Below are 16,756 nucleotides of genomic sequence, written 5' to 3' on the forward strand. Positions count from 1 at the left end.
ATGTTGCCCTTTTTTAGGAGGTTAGGTGAAATTAAAGCTTAAATTGATGAACCAATGAGCTCTGTTCACCCGACAATTCACTCAGCGATTGGTTTACGTCGGCAATCTTGGCGATTGCTTGGTAGTTTTCGTCGGCGATGTGATTGATGTCTTCGAGGCTACGAGCAATTTCAGATGTGGTTTGTGATTGCTCACCCGCCGCTTGTGAAATGTAGGTACTCATCTGGCTGATTTCTAGAATCAAGGCCTGAATTTCTTCCATCGCACTGTTGGCTTCCGACGCTTGACTCACGGATTGCTCCATGTCGCTCATACAGCTCTTAATCACTTTACTGGCAGACTCCGAACTGGATTGCAGATTCGAAATCATGGTTTCGATTTCAGAAGTCGATTCTGTCGTACGTTGTGCAAGTACACGCACTTCATCGGCAACCACCGCAAACCCGCGACCTTGTTCACCAGCACGCGCCGCTTCGATGGCTGCGTTAAGGGCGAGAAGATTGGTTTGCTCGGCAATGTTGCGAATAACATCGAGGATAGAGCCGATTTCACTACTCATGCGCTGCAGTTCGCCCACCGCTTCAACCGAACTCACTAGGCGAGTCTCGAGCTGATTGATGGTGGTGATGTTTGAACTCATTACACGGCGACCGGATTCTGACGCGGTTTCCACTTGATGCACTTTCTCTTGAGAGCTTTGTGCACTCTGAGCCACTTCATTTACCGAGTGTTCCATTTCGGTCATAGCGGTTGCTACACTCGCGGTTTGTTCTCGCTGTGTATTCAGTTTTTGCTGTGCATTTTGTGAGTTAGATTGGTTGCTAGATGCAGACTCTGCAAGGTTATCTGATGCGCTGTTAAGCTGTTTCAAAATATTGTGCAGGTTGTCGGCTAGGTCATTAATGTGGCCACTTACACGACTAAACTCGTTGTTGTTATTGTCTTCAATACGACGTGTCATATCACCGGCGGTGAGTGACTCTAAGTTAGCGAGAATGCGTTTGAGCGGCTGGCGCACATTGTTGGCTAGGCGGTAGCCAATGAAACCTGCAAGCAACACCACAACGCCACTCAAGCTAAGGGCTTGAACCAAACCTTTGTCATATACTTCGCCTGCGCCTTTCACTGAGCTATCAAGTGCGTTGATTGCGGCAACGTTGAAGGTTTCTAACTGCGCAACAATTTGGTCTGACTGAGTGGCAAGAATCGCAATGTTTTCATACAGAGTATTTTGCGTTTCAAGAAAGTCTAAATGGTAATCCAGCACGCCACCTTTTTTACCCACGTCCAAAGAGAACTGCTCAACCGTTTTATCGAATGCTGAACCTAGTGCAGGAAGTTGGTTACGCAAGCCCTGATAAGCATAGTTAAGGTGAGTGACTGCTTTTTTGTTTGCTGTCATCGCCGTTCTCACTAATTCTAAATTAGAGCTGGCTAGCGCATCAGAGGTAGTTACTTCGGCATCTTTTAATTTTGTGAAGTAGCTTTTGGCGATAACTTTTACTGAAATACTGCTTGAGTCATCGACGTAGTCTTTTAACCCAGAATAAAGAGCGGACTGCATGCGTTGAAAGTCGCGACTTTTTTTCTGTACTTCTTCTTCAAAGGAGAACATCGCTTGATAATTGTCCATCGCTTCATTGGCTTGTGCGAAGTAAGCTTGCTCACGTTCGTACAGCTCGGTAAATTGGTTTTTTAGCGATGGGTAAGACTGACTGAGCGTTTCGAGTTCTGCGAGCGTTTGTGCGTAGCTTTGCTGCTGCTGACTAAACTGTTCGCGAATTGAGCCTAGACGCTCGGTGTCGCGAGTGGTGAGAAAGTCTTTAAACAGCTTATCAGCACTTAATAGCGCGATACTGGTTTCATTAGACTTGGCCACAAGGGGCAGTGATTCGTTAGACACATTCACAAATTCGTCGTGAATTGTGCTCATGCCATTTAGCATCATTGCGGTTAATACGACGAACATTAATACGATCACCGTAAAGCCAGTATACATTCGGCGAATTACCGAGCCTTTCATAGATTTCTCCCTGTGACTGTACTTCAGTCTCACATGCTGTTTGGGCAGAGTGTACATTCTTTGCCTTGCGCGAACATTGACGAACCCCACATCTCATTCAATTAACAGCACGCCATTCTATAATGCCAATATCACAACGTATTGTGATTTTTGACGCTATCGCACATACTGTTTTTCTAAAAGAATTAGAACATTGGAGTTCATCATGGCGGAAGAAACGATATTTAGTAAAATCATACGTAAAGAGATCCAAACTGATCTGCTTTATCAAGATGAATTAGTGACTGCCTTTCGTGATATTAACCCACGCGCGCCTCAGCATATTCTGATTATTCCAAACACGTTAATTCCGACCGTTAATGACGTAACGGCAGAAGATGAACAAGCCTTAGGTAGGATGTTCACAGTTGCGAGCAAGATCGCAAAACAAGAAGGAATTGATGAAGACGGTTACCGCTTGATTATTAACTGTAATTCTCACGGTGGTCAAGAAATATACCATATCCACATGCACCTGTTAGGTGGCAAACCTTTAGGTCCGATGCTAGCGGTATAATGTCTGTTGCCAACAATGAGAGAAGTATGAGTTGGAAGTGTAAAACGCTGCCCCGAAAGTTAGGGATTGCTCTACTGACCACTGCCGTTGTAGGGTGTAGTTCGCTGAGCGTTAACCGATTATTTAGCCATTACAGCGCAGGTAATGCGCCAGCGCGTGCAGCGTTAGCGACGGGTGATTATAGCAGTGCATTGTCTATGACAGGGCTGGAAGAGCCGCTGTTGAGTGAGCTAGAAAAAGGGCGTATAGAGCTTTTGTCACAACAGACAGAGCAGAGTCAGGCGCAATTTGACTTGGCTTATCGACACGTTGCAGAACTGGAAGAGCAGGCTGTCATTTCGATAAGTGGCAGTGCAACCAGCCTTGGCGCTTTGGCGCTCAATGACAACATTACTGAGTATTTACCACCGGATTATGAAATAGGTTATTTGCACCTCTATTCTGCGCTCAACTATGTGCAGAAGCAGGACTTAGAAGGCGCTCTGATTGAAATGCGTCGAGCCAGTCGCGTTCAGGAGCGAGCATTAGCCAATCGCGAAGCTAGCCTAAAGCGAGCGGAAGATGAACTAAAACAATCTGGTGTAGATCCAAACCTAGGTAGTGTTATGTCGCGTTACCCTGACGCGGGAGACTCTTTAAAAGCAATTCAAAACAGTTACTTATTCTATCTTTCTGCGCTACTCTTTGAGGCCGATGGGGATTTTAACGCCGCCTACATTGATATAAGCCGCGCGTTAGCAGTTAATGATGGAAATCCTGAAATCATTGGTGCGGCGATCCGTATTGGGACTAAGTTTGGGGCGAGAGAAGAAGTGGATGCCTTACAAACTCAATATGGTGAGCGTTTGGCAAACAGCGCGGCTATTGAGCGCTTGGGGTCGGACTCACAGCAAGGACGAGTCATAATAATCAATGAAGTCGGCGTAGTTCAGCCGATGAAAGAGTGGCGAATAACCATTCCAGTGTATGATAGTCGTAACAATACTGCGTTTTACAGCCTTGCTTTGCCTTATTATGATCAAGGGACGCTAGTAAAAGGGTTGCCAGTTGTTCTCGATGACACTGAATTGACAACAAAAAATCTTACTGACGTTAATCTTATGGCGCGTCAAAGCTTAACCGAACAAATGCCGACTATTTTGGTACGCCAAACACTGCGCGCGATCACCAAAGACCGTATTCGCAAAGAGGCGGCTAATGGGGACGATGCCGGTAATGCGTTATTTAATGTATTCAATACATTAACGGAACAACCCGATACACGCAGTTGGCAGTCTTTGCCAGCCACTGTTCACTCAGCGACTGCTATGCTTACAGAAGGTGAGCATCAAGTGAAGGTTGGAGAACAGACTCTTATGTTTAATGTTAGGGCGGGGCAGACCACATTGGTCTGGCTGTCACAGCAAGGCAACAATGCGTCGATGTGGTCGACTAATTTAGGAAGGTTATGATGCAGAAAAAAATGTGGTTAGGAGTGGTTGCGTCACTACTGCTGGTGGCATGTTCCAATAATTCAACAACCGCAGGGTTACGAATTGACGGTGAGTCACAGACGGTGATCTTCGGTGATAACGTAATGGGAAGCCGCTTACTCATCGATAATATTGCTACGCTCCCGATTGACGACCGCGTTCGAGGGATCGTTCAGCTCAGTAGCGCGTATAAAGGGGACCAACATATTCAGTATAGATTCTACTGGTATGATGATAATGGTTTGGAGGTCAACCCTCGCCCGTCAGCGTGGAAGCAGACAGTGATCCGTGGCTTTGAGTCCAGAACCTTGTCAGAAGTTTCAGTGCATCCAAACGGCACTCAATTTAGAATACAAATACGTCCAGCGGACAATTAATAGTTAGGAAGAAGTTTATGAAAAAAAGTGCAATTGCATTACTTGGGTTAGCCGTTTTGCTTGGCGGTTGTTCTAATAAAGTTAGCTACGGCGATGCTCAAGAAGTTGAAACCACGACAGCTGACTTTGGCTCTACGGATCTTCAAACTATTGCTGGAGAAATGGTAGATAGCATGTTGGCTTCTGGTGCAGTGACTTACATTACTCGTGACCAGCGACCAATCGTATTTGTTGAGCGCATTAAAAACAAAACCGCAGAGCATATTGATACCGAGTCCATCACCGATTCAATCAGCACTAAAATGCTGAACTCTGGTAAATTCCGCTTTGTGGACATGGATCGCGTTGAGTCTGTGCGTGAGCAGCTTGATTTCCAAAACAATGATGAACTGGTTGATCAAAGCAGCGCCATTCAATTTGGTAAGATGGTGGGTGCGCAATACATGCTGTATGGCAACCTTTCAAGCATCGTAAAAGAAGCGGGCCGTGATAAAGACGTGTATTACAAAATGACCATGCGTCTTATGGATCTAGAAACAGGCTTGATCGAATGGGCTGACGAAACCGAGATTCGTAAACAGCGTTCGAAAAGCTTCTTAGGTCTTTAAGCGCTAAGTAGGGTTGGAGTGTCAGCATATGGATTTGACTATGGCACTCACGCTAACACCTGAGGACCTGCCTCAAGCGTTACAGCGTGGCTTAAAAGAGATCCAACCCATCTTGGGGGGATTGACCAATCGCAGTTGGAAACTCGTTCGCGAGCAACAAGACTGCATTTGGCGTCCCCACTCCCCACTATTGGTCAATTTGGGGATCAGTCGGGCTTTAGAGCACCATGTTCTGACTTTCCTCGCACCTCACCGCTTTGCGCCCAACATCGTTCACTACAGCTCCTTAGGCATTGCCAATCAATGGATTGAAGGACAGCCGCTACTTGTGTCACCCTCACACAGTCAAATGGTAAAGGTTATGGCTCAATACCATAGATTACCGCTGTGTGCAGACCAGGCGTTGCCACTTTTCAGTTATCGCGACAAAATTCAAACCTATTGGCAAGCCTTGCTGCCAGAGAACCGTTTTGACCAATTATCTCAACTTTATCATCATGCACAAAGGGCAGAAGATGCGCTATTTAACCAGGCTGCGCCGTGTTTACTCCACTGCGATCTTGGCTACTATAATTTGATTGATACGGGTGAGCAGCTAGCCATTATTGATTGGGAGTACGCCTGTATCGGCGATCCTTTGATTGATGTGGTATTGACGGCTATGGCATGTCGTTATCGGTTAGATACGTTTGTTGAGACTTATTGCCGTGAAATGGGCGGCGATATTGACTCATCGGTAGCCAGAGCTTATGAAATTCGGTTCTACTTTGAGATAATGAGTGCGCTATGGTTTGTGGTGTGTTATCAGTACAATAACGACCAAAGTTACTTAAACGAAGCCATGGAAATGGCGAGTGCATTGTGTAATTCGGATCACTGTTTTAGTTTGTAATGTAAAATTTCATTAAATGGACGCTTTAAAACCCCACACTACGTGGTAGATTTAAGCAATACGCACCCACAGAAAGGAAGCGGTAATGATCATTTATCTTCATGGTTTCGATTCAACCAGTCCAGGCAATCACGAAAAGGTTCTGCAATTGCAATTCATAGATGAAGACGTCCGCTTCATCAATTACAGCACCTTACACCCAAAGCATGACATGGCTCATCTGCTTAAAGAAGTACACAAAGCTATAGAAGCGTCTGATGACCCACACCCTATTATTTGTGGTGTCGGCTTAGGGGGCTTTTGGTCAGAGCGTATCGGCTTTTTATGCGGTATTAAACAGGTTATTTTCAACCCTAATCTTCATCCACAAGCCACTATGGTGGGCCGAATTGATCGCCCGGAAGAGTACGAAGATATTGCGACCAAATGTGTTGATCAATATCGAATCAAAAACAAGCAGCGCTGTTTAGTCATTTTGTCGACCAATGATGACATTGTCGATACTCGTAAAGTGGCTGATGAGCTCGAAGATTATTACGACATTGTTTGGGACGACGAACAAGGTCATAAATTCAAGAAAATTTCGCAGCACCTGCAACGAATGAAAGCGTTTAAAGAACAGCGATAACTGCTTTTTACGCTAAAGCTTAGAGCCAGCCTACTAATGGGCTGGTTTTTTTGTGGGTAAAAGAAAAGCAACCTATATCAGTACTGAGTTATCTTGTTGGGTGAACGTCAACGTAAACAGCGTTGAGAGAGAACGGTTATGCCCTATGTTGCATTTAAACAATCGGTAAATAATTATAAGTGTAAAAAAATTATGGTTAATTGGTCTTACCAAGCTTGCTCTACATCAATGAATGACTATAATGACTTCAACAAAAATTGATTTTAATCAAATTATTTTTAAATCCTACACATCTTCACTGACATAACGAATCCAATAATGAGTGCGGTGCAGAGAATCAACGTGAAACAGTAAAAGCAAAAGATTTTTGTTATCGGCGAAGCCGCTAACACCAAGTTTGAGGTAGAACTGACTACCTCGTGAAAATTGTAACGTTTACGAAGGAGTGTTGTGATGACACGTATTGTTGTTGTAGGAGGAGGCGCTGGCGGACTTGAGCTGGCGACCAAACTGGGCCGAAAAATGGGTCGCAAAGGTAAAGCCAAAGTGACGCTGGTTGACCGTAAGTCTTCTCATTTATGGAAACCTTTATTGCACGAAGTCGCAACGGGTTCACTGGATGCGGGTGTCGATGCGTTGAGCTATCGTGCACACGCTCGAAATCACGGTTTTGAATTTACACTCGGCAGTTTGCAAAACATCGACCGCGAGACCAAACAGATCACGCTTTCTGAAATGCACGACAAGCAAGGCGAGTTGATCATGCCGAGCCGTAGCATTGATTATGACATTTTGGTGCTGGCAATCGGGTCTACGTCGAACGACTTTAATACTCCAGGGGTTCGCGAGCATTGCATATTCCTAGACAGTCCAGAGCAGGCGCACCGCTTCCGCGAGGAAATGAACAATCAGTTCCTTAAGTTGCATGGCAATCAAGGCCAGGGCAGTGTGGATATCGCCATTGTGGGTGCCGGCGCAACCGGTGTTGAGTTGTCTGCAGAGCTTCATAATGCGGTTAAAGAACTTAGAAACTATGGCTTTAGCGACATTGACTCGTCTAAATTGAATGTGAGCTTGGTTGAAGCAGGCGAACGAATTCTGCCTGCCTTACCTGCGAGAATCTCAGGCTCAGCGCATCAAGAACTCACTAAGCTTGGTGTAAAAGTACGCACCGCGACTATGGTTACGCAAGCCGATTCTGAAGGTCTGGTTACTAAAGAAGGTGAGCGTATTCCTGCACAAATTATGGTTTGGGCTGCGGGTATTAAAGCACCAGACTTTATGAAAGAAATCGCAGGTCTCGAAAGCAATCGCATTAACCAGTTGGTGGTTAAAGATACGCTACAAACTACCCTTGATGACAATATCTTTGTTATCGGTGATTTGGCTCAGTGCACACAGGCCGATGGGAAGTTTGTTCCACCTAGAGCGCAAGCTGCGCACCAGATGGCCAGCCATGCTTACAGCAATATTGTGGCAATGCTTGGTAACAAGTCGCTCAAAGCCTACGAATATAAAGACCACGGTTCTCTGGTTTCACTGTCAAACTTCTCAACAGTTGGTAGCCTTATGGGTAACTTAACCAAAGGATCAATGATGGTTGAAGGTCGTATTGCTCGCGTTGTGTACATTTCGCTGTATAGAATGCATCAAATGGCACTGCACGGAGCACTCAAGACCGGACTCATGATGTTGGTCGGACGTATTAACCGAGTATTACGTCCAAATTTGAAATTGCATTAATATCATCCAAAGCAATTTTCTGAGCAGTTAATTACTTCGATTGGTATAGGAGTCTAAGCAGTGGAGCTTGCTCCACTTGTGGATTTGTAACAGTTAAATAGAAAAGCGGCTAGGAGAATATCCTAGCCGCTTTTTTTGAAGCCTGTACCAACGCACGGTGCGTTGATAATGTCTTATATCGCTAGTTTGCTCGACGAACTTGAATGACAATACCCATCAACGGGTGGTCAAGGTAGTGGATTTCGCCACTGCGCATTTTACGACGCTGCTCAAAGCGATGGGCCTTTAGCACTTCGGTTGTGATCACTTCAGTAGTAACTCTTTCAAATCCGCCGAACTGGGTTGTGTCGTCTTCTTGGATGTCTAGTACGCTCAGAGTTTGTGTCTCATTCACCTCAGCGCTTTCTACCACAGCCTCTTCAGCAACAAGTACCTCTGGTTCTTTAGGCTCAATGGCTTCAATTTCTACGTCTTGAATGGTAGGAATGTTTAAATCCAGTTGTGACTCGAGAAACAGATAGTGATTAATGTAGACCTTTAATTTACCGACCAATTCTTGCGCCGGCAAAGTACGCTCTGACTCACCTTTGAGATCGGCTTCATCATAATGTAAACCCTGCGGCGTGTACTGGTCTGAATAGTCTTTGCCTGCGGTGATCAAAAAAGTAGGAGCATTGGCTCTACTCAAGTCAGGTTGCTGCCAAGCTTTATGAAACAGCACGTCATATCCGGCGTGTTGATTAAGCTTATCTTTGTATTCGGTAAGCTCGTACTCATCAATCCCCAGCATTTTTACACCCTTGTCCGTGCGATAATTTGCATCGCCGAAGGAGTGAGCGCTGGAGAAATTGATGTCGCTGAGTTCATCAGGCCAAGCTTCACGGGCAGCGGTAGGTTCAACCGCGCGCTTGAAAATGAGCACTTCGACATCAAACAGTCGATCAGTTTGCGTTGCAGTTGCTGCCTGAGCAGCGCCGCTGACCATCATCAATAGGACAAGCAGTTTTTTCATTAATCTTCCACCTAAGGTATAGGCCACATATCGGTATGGCTCTTAGTCTAACAGCAATTTTCTATTTACGTAAGCTAAGCGACTGCTCAAGCAAACTTAGCAAGTAGCTGTTTCACGTGTGTAATACGTTGTTTTCTATCCGATAACTCCGCCATAAACTTAAGCTTCGTTGGGCCACCCATTGCAAATTCGCCAGGGCTACTCTGGATCATTTTAACCAATCTCATTGGATCCACAGTGGCTTGCGCTGAAAAGTCGATGTAACCCCCTTTTTCGTGTGCTTCCACTTTGTTGACATGCAGTTTGGCGGCAAGCAGTTTAAGCTCGCCCACTGAAATCAGGTTTTGCGCCGGCTCTGGTAACTGCCCAAAGCGGTCGATGAGTTCGACCTTAAGTTCCATTAACTCATTGTCGGAATTAACGCTCGCGATCCGTTTGTATGTGGACAAACGAGTATTGATGTCTGGAATGTAGTCATCGGGCAACAGCGCAGGCAGTCGAAGCTCAACCTCTGTTTGCTCTCTAAGCAGATCATCCAATGACGGTTCACGACCTTGTTTAAGCGCTTCAACCGCTTCCTCAAGCATGTCCATATATAAAGTAAAGCCCACTGTTTGGATTTGACCACTTTGGTCATCGCCTAAGAGCTCGCCCGCACCACGTATTTCGAGGTCGTGAGTGGCCAAAGTGAAGCCAGCACCTAAGTCTTCCAGCGATGCAATGGCGTCTAGGCGTTTTGCCGCGTCTTTACTAAGCGCTTTAGGATGAGGTGTAAGCAGATAGGCGTATGCTTGGTGATGAGAACGGCCCACACGGCCGCGTAATTGATGCAACTGCGCCAAACCTAAACGATCGGCTCGATCCATGATGATGGTATTGGCAGTAGGAACATCGATACCGGTCTCGATAATCGTTGTACACACCAGTAAATTGAATTTTTGGTGATAAAAGTCATTCATGATGCGCTCTAACTCGCGCTCGCGCATTTGTCCATGAGCGGTAGTGATCCTCGCCTCTGGCAGCAGCTTAGCGAGGTCTTCGGCAACGCGGTCAATGGTGTCGACATTGTTGTGTAAGAAATACACTTGACCACCACGCATAATTTCACGCAATACAGCCTCGCGGACGACACTGTCGTCGTTCTCCCTTACAAAGGTTTTAATGGCGAGTCGACGCGCAGGTGGCGTCGCAATAATCGACAGATCGCGCATGCCACTCATCGCCATATTGAGCGTTCTTGGAATGGGCGTAGCAGTAAGCGTTAAAATGTCGACATCCGCACGCATCGCTTTCATTTTTTCTTTTTGTCTTACTCCAAATCGATGCTCTTCATCAACAATCAGCAGCCCCAGATCGCTAAACTGAATATCGCTTTGCAGCAGTTTGTGAGTGCCAATCACGATATCTACTTTGCCATCGGCTAAATCGGTGAGCACTTGCTTTTGCTCTTTTGCCGAGCGGAACCGGGAAAGCACTTCCACACGTACCGCAGTATTTGCGAAGCGATCTCTGAAGTTTTCGAAGTGTTGTTGCGCCAATAGAGTTGTGGGAACCAATACGGCGACTTGCTTAGAATTATCGGTGGCTAAAAATGCCGCGCGCATAGCCACTTCGGTTTTACCAAAGCCAACATCACCACAAACCAATCGGTCCATCGCTTTTGCTTGGCACATATCCGACATGACGGCATTGATTGCCATGGCTTGATCGTCGGTTTCTTCAAAGGGGAAGCCTGTCTTAAACGCCGCGTATTGTTCTCTATCAAGAACAAACTTATGGCCTGGTTTAAGTTCACGCTTTGCATAGACATCCAACAGCTCAGCCGCAACGTCTCGCACTTTTTCTGCGGCTTTACGGCGCGCTTTTGACCAGGAGTCACTGCCCAGTTTGTGCAGCGGTGCACCGTCTTCGGCGCCGCCCGAGTAGCGGCTGATGAGGTTAAGGCTGGCAACTGGAACATATAATTTAGCTTCATTTAAGTACTCTAACGTGACGTATTCTGTCGCAATGCCGCCGGCTTCTAATGTTTGCAAGCCAGTATAACGACCTATGCCGTGGTCGAGGTGGACTACGGGCTGACCCGGTTTGAGCTCAGCAAGGTGTCTAATGACAGTGTCGCTGTTAATTGCCCGTTTGTCTTTTTTGCGTCTCTGGATCACCCTATCGCCAAGCAGGTCGCTTTCGCAAATGAGGGCAAAATCTGGCTTAGAGTGTATGAATCCGTGCTCAGTCGAGGTGATCAACAGTGGGAAACGTGCGTCACCTTCAATGGCATGGGGGTAACGCTCTACTTGAGTCGGATTAATTTTTAAAGGTTTAAGCAGCTCAATCAAAGCTTCGCGGCGTCCTTCAGACTCTACCGAGAAGATGATTTTCCCTTTGTATTTCTCAACAAACTGGCGCAGTCTGGCGAGCGACTCTTTATTCTGGTGCTGCGCAGTAAGCTCTGGCAGTGCCTCGAGCGCTACATTCTTATTGGCAGCGCTGGCCGAAATTTTGTCGTTATGCAGTTGAACCTGTGGGTAGGGCTTGAGCCCTGCGTACACATCTTCCTTTTTTAGCCACAACTGATTGGGCTCTAGCAGCGGGCGAAGTGGATCCACTTTACGTTGGTCAAAGCGATATTCGACGTCGTGCCAAAATTTATCCATGGCACTATCAAGATCGCCCACTTTTAAGATAAGGCAGTGATCGGCAAAATAGTCGAATAAGGTTTCTGTTTGTTCAAAAAATAGCGGTTGCCAATACTCGATGCCAGCAGGCCAAGTGCCTTTTGACACCTGCATATAAATTGATTCTGGCTCACGACGGGTATCGAACTGTTTACGCCAACGGATCCTAAAATCTTCAATCGCTTCTTCTGTCGTTGGGAACTCGTGCGCCGGGAGTAAGCGAATTTCGTCGATAGCGTCTAGTGAACGCTGATTTTCAGGATCGAAAGTTCGAATCGAGTCTATTTCGTCATCAAAAAAGTCGATTCTAAAGGGCGCGTCGCTGCCGGTTGGAAACAGGTCGATGATCGAACCGCGGCTGGCATATTCACCAGGACCAAACACTTGGTCTACGTGTCTATACCCTGACTTCTCTAATTGGATGCGCAGTTTTTCAAGCGAAAATAGATCACCCGATTTGATCATCAAGGTTTGCTGCAATAAGTAGTCACGGGGCGCCTGACGCTGCATCAAGGTTGAAACCGGAACTATGGTAATGCCTTGCGTTTGCGTTGGCATCGCATACAGATGGGCTATGCGGTCCGAGATGATTTCTTGGTGAGGCGAGAAGTTGTCGTAGGGCAGCGTCTCCCAGTCGGGAAACAGCGACACGGTTTGTTCGGTTAAGGTATCGAGCTCTTGTTGCAAACGCAGCGCAGTTTGGGGATCGGACACCACCAATACCACCGGTTTTTGGTGCAACTTAGTGTATTCAGATATTGCAATAGGGAGCGCCGCACCAACCAGTGAGCCAAGTTGTTTCTTGTCGCCTTGTGCCGACGAATACGGCAGTGAAAATAGTGTTGTTGCAGACATAGTGATTATTCAGCGTCTCTATCTAGTGAACGTTGTCTTAGTAATTTTTGCTGTTGATTTAGCGCAGCTTTGATCAGCAAGTCGCGATCATCTTCGCGAATGCGTTGGTACTCTAGTTTGGCTTCTTGGCCTTGCTCTGTGGTAGCGACTTCGACGCATTTTGCATAACAATATACCGCTGCAGAAGGCTGCTCCAAAAATAGCGTGACCCGAGCCAACGTACCTATTGCTACATTTTCATCGATGGCAACACTGAGCTCACCCGCGCCAAACTGAGTGGTCACTAGGTTGTTTGAGTTTTGACGATATTGCGCCAAAAAGAAGCCAAGGAGGATATTGATCTTTTTGTTTTGGTTTTGAAAAAGCTCGTTGACGGCTTGCAAGTCATGCTTAGCCAGTTCTGCGGCAGCTTGTTCATTGCGGTTGTCTAAGTGACTAAACTCACAGGCGATTTTAAATTCTGCTGGGATCTCTGCTTCAAAGTCGACCATGGATGGAAGAGTTTGGTCCGCCTCTAGCCAATCTATTTGGATACTGAGACCGTGCTGTACGGTAAAGAATTGTGGTTGACTCATAGAGGCCTAGGTCCTTGCAACGGTCTAATTAGTCTGTCGATTATCGCCAACTGGGTCGAGTTATCAAGAAATGCCGGAGCTAAATGCAGCATTTGTGGAAAATAACGGCAAATCTACACTCAAGGTCTATTCGTTTTTGGGTTTACAAGGTAGAGTAACCGCATCATTTAGTCTGGTTAGGGCCTTATGTTTCAACCACTTTCCTTGTTTATTGGCTTACGGTATTTAAGAGGTCGCTCTGGCGATCGGTTTAGCCGGTTTGTTTCTTCCCTGTCTACCGCAGGCATTACAATTGGCGTGATGGCACTGGTGGCGGTGTTGTCGGTAATGAACGGTTTTGAAACGCAATTAAAGGGCCGGATATTAAGTGTGTCTTCGCAAGCCATTATTTCTCAAGATGCCAACCCTATTACAGTCTCAGAGTCGGCAAAGCAAGCGGTGCCGTTACTTGGTGGTGTCTCTCGCGCTGAAGCGGTTATCGAGAGTGAAGCCGTACTGCAAAGTGCTAGCAAAATAGCGGCCATTAAATTGGTTGCTATCGATGATCTTAAAAACGACCCAAGTTACGCTTTTATGATGTCGCCTCCTTTTATTGAGTGGGAAAACGGCAGTTACCAATTGGTGCTGGGCCATTTGCTGGCTCGTCAGTTGCAAGTTCGTGTGGGCGACAAAATCAAACTTATTTTACCCAGTGCCAGTCGATTTACACCGTTAGGACGGATGCCAGCACAGCGTAATTTTGTTGTGTCTGGGATTATTAATACCGGATCGGAAGCGGATAGAACCTTAGCCATGACCCATCGACAAGATCTCGCCAAACTCATGCGCTACAAGCCGGAGCAAGCTCAGGGGTGGCGACTCTATTTTGAAGACTCCTTTAACGTGTCGAAAATTGCCACGCAGTACCAAGCTCAGGGCTGGCAGTGGCAGGATTGGCGTAATGATCGCGGGGAACTTTTTCAAGCGGTTCGCATGGAAAAAAATATGATGGGTTTGATGCTGGGACTGATTGTGGCGGTTGCTGCATTTAATATTATTTCGGCGTTAATCATGGTGGTTATGGAAAAAGAGTCAGAAGTGGCCATATTAAAAACCCAAGGGCTAACCTCCGGCAGGGTGATGAGTATTTTTATGGTGCAAGGTGCTTCAAGCGGGGTGATAGGAGCCTTAATTGGAGGCGCTTTGGGCGTCGCTTTGGCCCTACAACTCAACACCATTTTGCAGTTTTTTGATGTTCCACTGTTTGCTTATGGCGGCTCGCTGCCTGTGGCTGTCTCAAGCTCTCAAGTGTTGATTGTCATTATAGGCGCGATTGCGCTTAGTATTGCTGCAACCCTATTTCCATCTTATCGCGCATCACAAGTAAAACCGGCCGAGGCATTACGCTATGAATAAGTTATTAAGTTGTCACTCATTGTCTAAGACGTATCGTGAGGGCAGTGTTGAAACGCCGGTATTGCATCAAGTTAGCTTTGCGGTTGAGCCTAGCGAAATGGTTGCCATTATTGGCACATCAGGCTCGGGGAAAAGCACTCTACTGCATCTGTTAGGCGCGCTAGATGACCCAAGTGAAGGCAGCGTTGAGTTTATGGGTAAACCTATTGCAAATTTAAGCTCAAATCAACAAGCGAAACTGCGAAACCAACACTTAGGGTTTGTGTATCAATTCCATCACCTGTTGGCGGACTTTTCGGCGTTAGAGAATGTCGCAATGCCGCTGCTGATTGGCGGCCAATCTCCTGCGAAAGCCAAACAAAAAGCCGCTGAGCTATTGGATAGAGTTGGGCTGTCACACCGAGTTGAACATAAACCATCAGAGCTTTCAGGGGGCGAACGACAACGCGTAGCGATTGCACGTGCGCTAGTGAATGAGCCTGCTCTAGTGTTGGCCGATGAGCCAACCGGAAATCTAGACCATACCACGGCGCTCGCAATCTACGATTTGATGAGAGAGCTCAATGCCAGTTCTGGCACTGCATTTTTGGTGGTGACTCATGATAATGAGTTGGCGGATAAAATGGACCGTCAAATGCGCATGCAAGACGGGGTGTTGCTTCAGTCGGGTGAGAGCAATACAAATGCGCAGGGAGCGCTGTGATGGGCAGTTTGTCTCTGTTTATCGGTCAACGATTTAGTCGGGCGAAGCAACGCAATAACATGGTGTCGTTTATTTCAGTGTCGTCGATACTAGGCATTGCTGTTGGTGTTGCGGTGATCATTGTGGGGTTATCCGCAATGAACGGCTTTGAGCGTGAGTTAGAACAGCGAGTTTTGTCTGTCATTCCTCACGGAGATTTCCAAGTTGTAGAAGGCGGAATTTCTGATTGGCAAACTGTTGTGGATATTGCCCAGTCCGATCCACAGGTTGTGGCGGCAGCGCCGTTTATTAAGTGGACCGCACTTGCCGAAAAAGGCAACCAATTAAAAGCGCTTGAGCTTAATGGCGTCCTACCTGAGCAGCATAAGAAAGTGTCGTCTTTGCAAGAGTTTACGACGCCCAGTGCAGCCATGAATTTGCAACCCAATTCGATGAGTGTGGTGCTAGGCAAGCGGATCGCAGAGCAGTTAAATGTCAGCGTTGGCGATAGTTTCACCTTGCTGATACCCACCTCCCAGGACAGTGCAGGTAAAGTAGCGATGCCAAAACGTGCTCGAGTCACGTTAGCTGGCGTTTTATCCATTGGTGGGCAATTAGATGGCAGTGTTGGGTATATGCATCTTCAAGACGCCCAAAAGCTCATGAGTATGAGTGACAGTGTCACAGGTGTGGCATTGAAAACCAATGAGGTTCTTGACGCCCAATCGATTATGAAGCGAGTGGGTAATCAGTTACCCGTTTATGTCTACATCAATAGCTGGAAGCGCGATTTTGGGTTCATCTATCGCGACATTCAATTAGTGCGAACCATCATGTATTTCGTGATGGTGCTGGTGATTGGCGTGGCGTGTTTTAATATTATTTCCACTCTAATGATGTCGGTAAAAGATAGAGCGTCCGATATTGCCATTTTGCGTACTATGGGCGCTGGCGATGCGCTCATAAAACGTGTGTTCATGTGGCACGGGGTTTTTACAGGTGTGCTAGGTGCGTTTGTAGGTACCGTGTTTGGTGTGCTTTTGTCCTTGTATTTGACTCAGGTGATCACTGGACTAGAAACGCTCATCGGCCACCAATTCCTTTCTGGCGATATTTACTTTATCGATTTCTTACCGTCACAATTAATGTGGGGCGATGTGGCTAGTGTGTCATTAACCGCAATTGGGCTGAGTTTGTTGGCGACGTGGTTCCCTGCAAAGAAAGCTGCACAACTGAATCCAGCGCGAGTGCTCAGTTCTAAATAAT

14 protein-coding genes are annotated in these 16,756 nt (G+C 46.5%); 10 read left to right on the forward strand and 4 right to left on the reverse strand.

Annotated features, from left to right (window positions below; translation table 11 throughout):
* Positions 1-31: 31 nt before the first annotated feature.
* Positions 32-2,023 (reverse strand): methyl-accepting chemotaxis protein, encoded by a 1,992-nt coding sequence (locus tag JQC93_RS10320; RefSeq protein WP_205158347.1) that lies wholly within the window; start codon positions 2,021-2,023, stop codon positions 32-34.
* A 205-nt stretch (positions 2,024-2,228) separates the two neighbouring features.
* Between JQC93_RS10320 and hinT the strand changes: the two genes are divergently transcribed.
* The 7 genes from hinT to JQC93_RS10355 all read left to right on the forward strand — a co-directional run bounded on the left by hinT (position 2,229) and on the right by JQC93_RS10355 (position 8,299).
* Positions 2,229-2,579 (forward strand): purine nucleoside phosphoramidase, encoded by a 351-nt coding sequence (gene hinT, locus JQC93_RS10325; RefSeq protein ID WP_205158348.1) that lies wholly within the window; start codon positions 2,229-2,231, stop codon positions 2,577-2,579.
* A 26-nt stretch (positions 2,580-2,605) separates the two neighbouring features.
* Positions 2,606-4,030: a COG3014 family protein gene (locus JQC93_RS10330; RefSeq protein WP_205158349.1), complete on the forward strand. Its 1,425-nt coding sequence runs from the start codon at positions 2,606-2,608 to the stop codon at positions 4,028-4,030.
* On the forward strand, positions 4,027-4,428 hold the full coding sequence (locus JQC93_RS10335) for a YcfL family protein (protein WP_236009464.1): 402 nt from the start codon (positions 4,027-4,029) through the stop codon (positions 4,426-4,428). The genes JQC93_RS10330 and JQC93_RS10335 overlap by 4 nt, the downstream gene beginning before the upstream one ends.
* 17 nt (positions 4,429-4,445) lie before the next feature.
* The gene (gene lpoB / locus JQC93_RS10340; protein ID WP_205158350.1) at positions 4,446-5,036 is read left to right on the forward strand and encodes a penicillin-binding protein activator LpoB; all 591 of its coding nucleotides are present in this window, start codon (positions 4,446-4,448) and stop codon (positions 5,034-5,036) included.
* A 40-nt stretch (positions 5,037-5,076) separates the two neighbouring features.
* On the forward strand, positions 5,077-5,928 hold the full coding sequence (locus JQC93_RS10345) for a phosphotransferase (RefSeq protein WP_205158351.1): 852 nt from the start codon (positions 5,077-5,079) through the stop codon (positions 5,926-5,928).
* Positions 5,929-6,013: 85 nt separating this feature from the next.
* Positions 6,014-6,556, forward strand: a complete 543-nt coding sequence (gene ycfP / locus JQC93_RS10350; RefSeq protein ID WP_205158352.1) for an alpha/beta hydrolase YcfP — start codon at positions 6,014-6,016, stop codon at positions 6,554-6,556.
* Positions 6,557-7,009: 453 nt separating this feature from the next.
* Entirely contained in the window at positions 7,010-8,299 is a 1,290-nt protein-coding gene (locus tag JQC93_RS10355) for an NAD(P)/FAD-dependent oxidoreductase (RefSeq protein ID WP_205158353.1), read from the forward strand.
* A gap of 181 nt (positions 8,300-8,480) precedes the next feature.
* On the opposite strand, the gene JQC93_RS10360 is transcribed toward JQC93_RS10355, so the two are convergent.
* The 3 genes from JQC93_RS10360 to JQC93_RS10370 form a co-directional block, all read right to left on the reverse strand.
* Entirely contained in the window at positions 8,481-9,311 is an 831-nt protein-coding gene (locus tag JQC93_RS10360) for a peptidoglycan binding protein CsiV (protein ID WP_205158354.1), read from the reverse strand.
* An 86-nt stretch (positions 9,312-9,397) separates the two neighbouring features.
* Positions 9,398-12,838 carry a transcription-repair coupling factor gene (mfd, locus tag JQC93_RS10365; RefSeq protein WP_205158355.1) on the reverse strand — a complete coding sequence of 1,147 codons (3,441 nt, stop codon included), beginning with the start codon at positions 12,836-12,838 and terminating at the stop codon, positions 9,398-9,400.
* A gap of 5 nt (positions 12,839-12,843) precedes the next feature.
* Complete coding sequence (locus JQC93_RS10370) at positions 12,844-13,413, reverse strand: PilZ domain-containing protein (protein WP_205158356.1); 570 nt, start codon at positions 13,411-13,413, stop codon at positions 12,844-12,846.
* 186 nt (positions 13,414-13,599) lie between these two features.
* Between JQC93_RS10370 and lolC the strand changes: the two genes are divergently transcribed.
* From lolC to lolE, 3 genes are read left to right on the forward strand one after another with little or no spacing between them, the layout of a single operon-like run.
* Positions 13,600-14,808, forward strand: a complete 1,209-nt coding sequence (gene lolC / locus JQC93_RS10375) for a lipoprotein-releasing ABC transporter permease subunit LolC (protein WP_205158357.1) — start codon at positions 13,600-13,602, stop codon at positions 14,806-14,808.
* The gene (lolD, locus tag JQC93_RS10380) at positions 14,801-15,511 is read left to right on the forward strand and encodes a lipoprotein-releasing ABC transporter ATP-binding protein LolD (protein WP_205158358.1); all 711 of its coding nucleotides are present in this window, start codon (positions 14,801-14,803) and stop codon (positions 15,509-15,511) included. The genes lolC and lolD overlap by 8 nt, the downstream gene beginning before the upstream one ends.
* Positions 15,508-16,755, forward strand: coding sequence for a lipoprotein-releasing ABC transporter permease subunit LolE (gene lolE / locus JQC93_RS10385; RefSeq protein ID WP_205158359.1), 1,248 nt, complete (start codon positions 15,508-15,510; stop codon positions 16,753-16,755). The genes lolD and lolE overlap by 4 nt, the downstream gene beginning before the upstream one ends.
* The last annotated feature ends 1 nt before the right edge of the window (position 16,756 follow it).

Source organism: Vibrio ulleungensis (assembly GCF_016900875.1).
GTDB classification, from domain to species: domain Bacteria; phylum Pseudomonadota; class Gammaproteobacteria; order Enterobacterales; family Vibrionaceae; genus Vibrio; species Vibrio ulleungensis.

Bases quoted from the DNA above. Each gene is read 5' to 3' on its own strand.
- lolD (WP_205158358.1), top strand. From the start codon at position 14,801: ATGAATAAGTTATTAAGTTGTCACTCATTGTCTAAGACGTATCGTGAG.
- hinT (WP_205158348.1), top strand. From the start codon at position 2,229: ATGGCGGAAGAAACGATATTTAGTAAAATCATACGTAAAGAGATCCAA.
- JQC93_RS10360 (WP_205158354.1), bottom strand. From the start codon at position 9,311: ATGAAAAAACTGCTTGTCCTATTGATGATGGTCAGCGGCGCTGCTCAG.
- ycfP (WP_205158352.1), top strand. From the start codon at position 6,014: ATGATCATTTATCTTCATGGTTTCGATTCAACCAGTCCAGGCAATCAC.
- JQC93_RS10355 (WP_205158353.1), top strand. From the start codon at position 7,010: ATGACACGTATTGTTGTTGTAGGAGGAGGCGCTGGCGGACTTGAGCTG.
- JQC93_RS10370 (WP_205158356.1), bottom strand. From the start codon at position 13,413: ATGAGTCAACCACAATTCTTTACCGTACAGCACGGTCTCAGTATCCAA.
- JQC93_RS10345 (WP_205158351.1), top strand. From the start codon at position 5,077: ATGGCACTCACGCTAACACCTGAGGACCTGCCTCAAGCGTTACAGCGT.
- JQC93_RS10320 (WP_205158347.1), bottom strand. From the start codon at position 2,023: ATGAAAGGCTCGGTAATTCGCCGAATGTATACTGGCTTTACGGTGATC.
- lpoB (WP_205158350.1), top strand. From the start codon at position 4,446: ATGAAAAAAAGTGCAATTGCATTACTTGGGTTAGCCGTTTTGCTTGGC.
- JQC93_RS10335 (WP_236009464.1), top strand. From the start codon at position 4,027: ATGATGCAGAAAAAAATGTGGTTAGGAGTGGTTGCGTCACTACTGCTG.
- mfd (WP_205158355.1), bottom strand. From the start codon at position 12,838: ATGTCTGCAACAACACTATTTTCACTGCCGTATTCGTCGGCACAAGGC.
- lolC (WP_205158357.1), top strand. From the start codon at position 13,600: ATGTTTCAACCACTTTCCTTGTTTATTGGCTTACGGTATTTAAGAGGT.
- JQC93_RS10330 (WP_205158349.1), top strand. From the start codon at position 2,606: ATGAGTTGGAAGTGTAAAACGCTGCCCCGAAAGTTAGGGATTGCTCTA.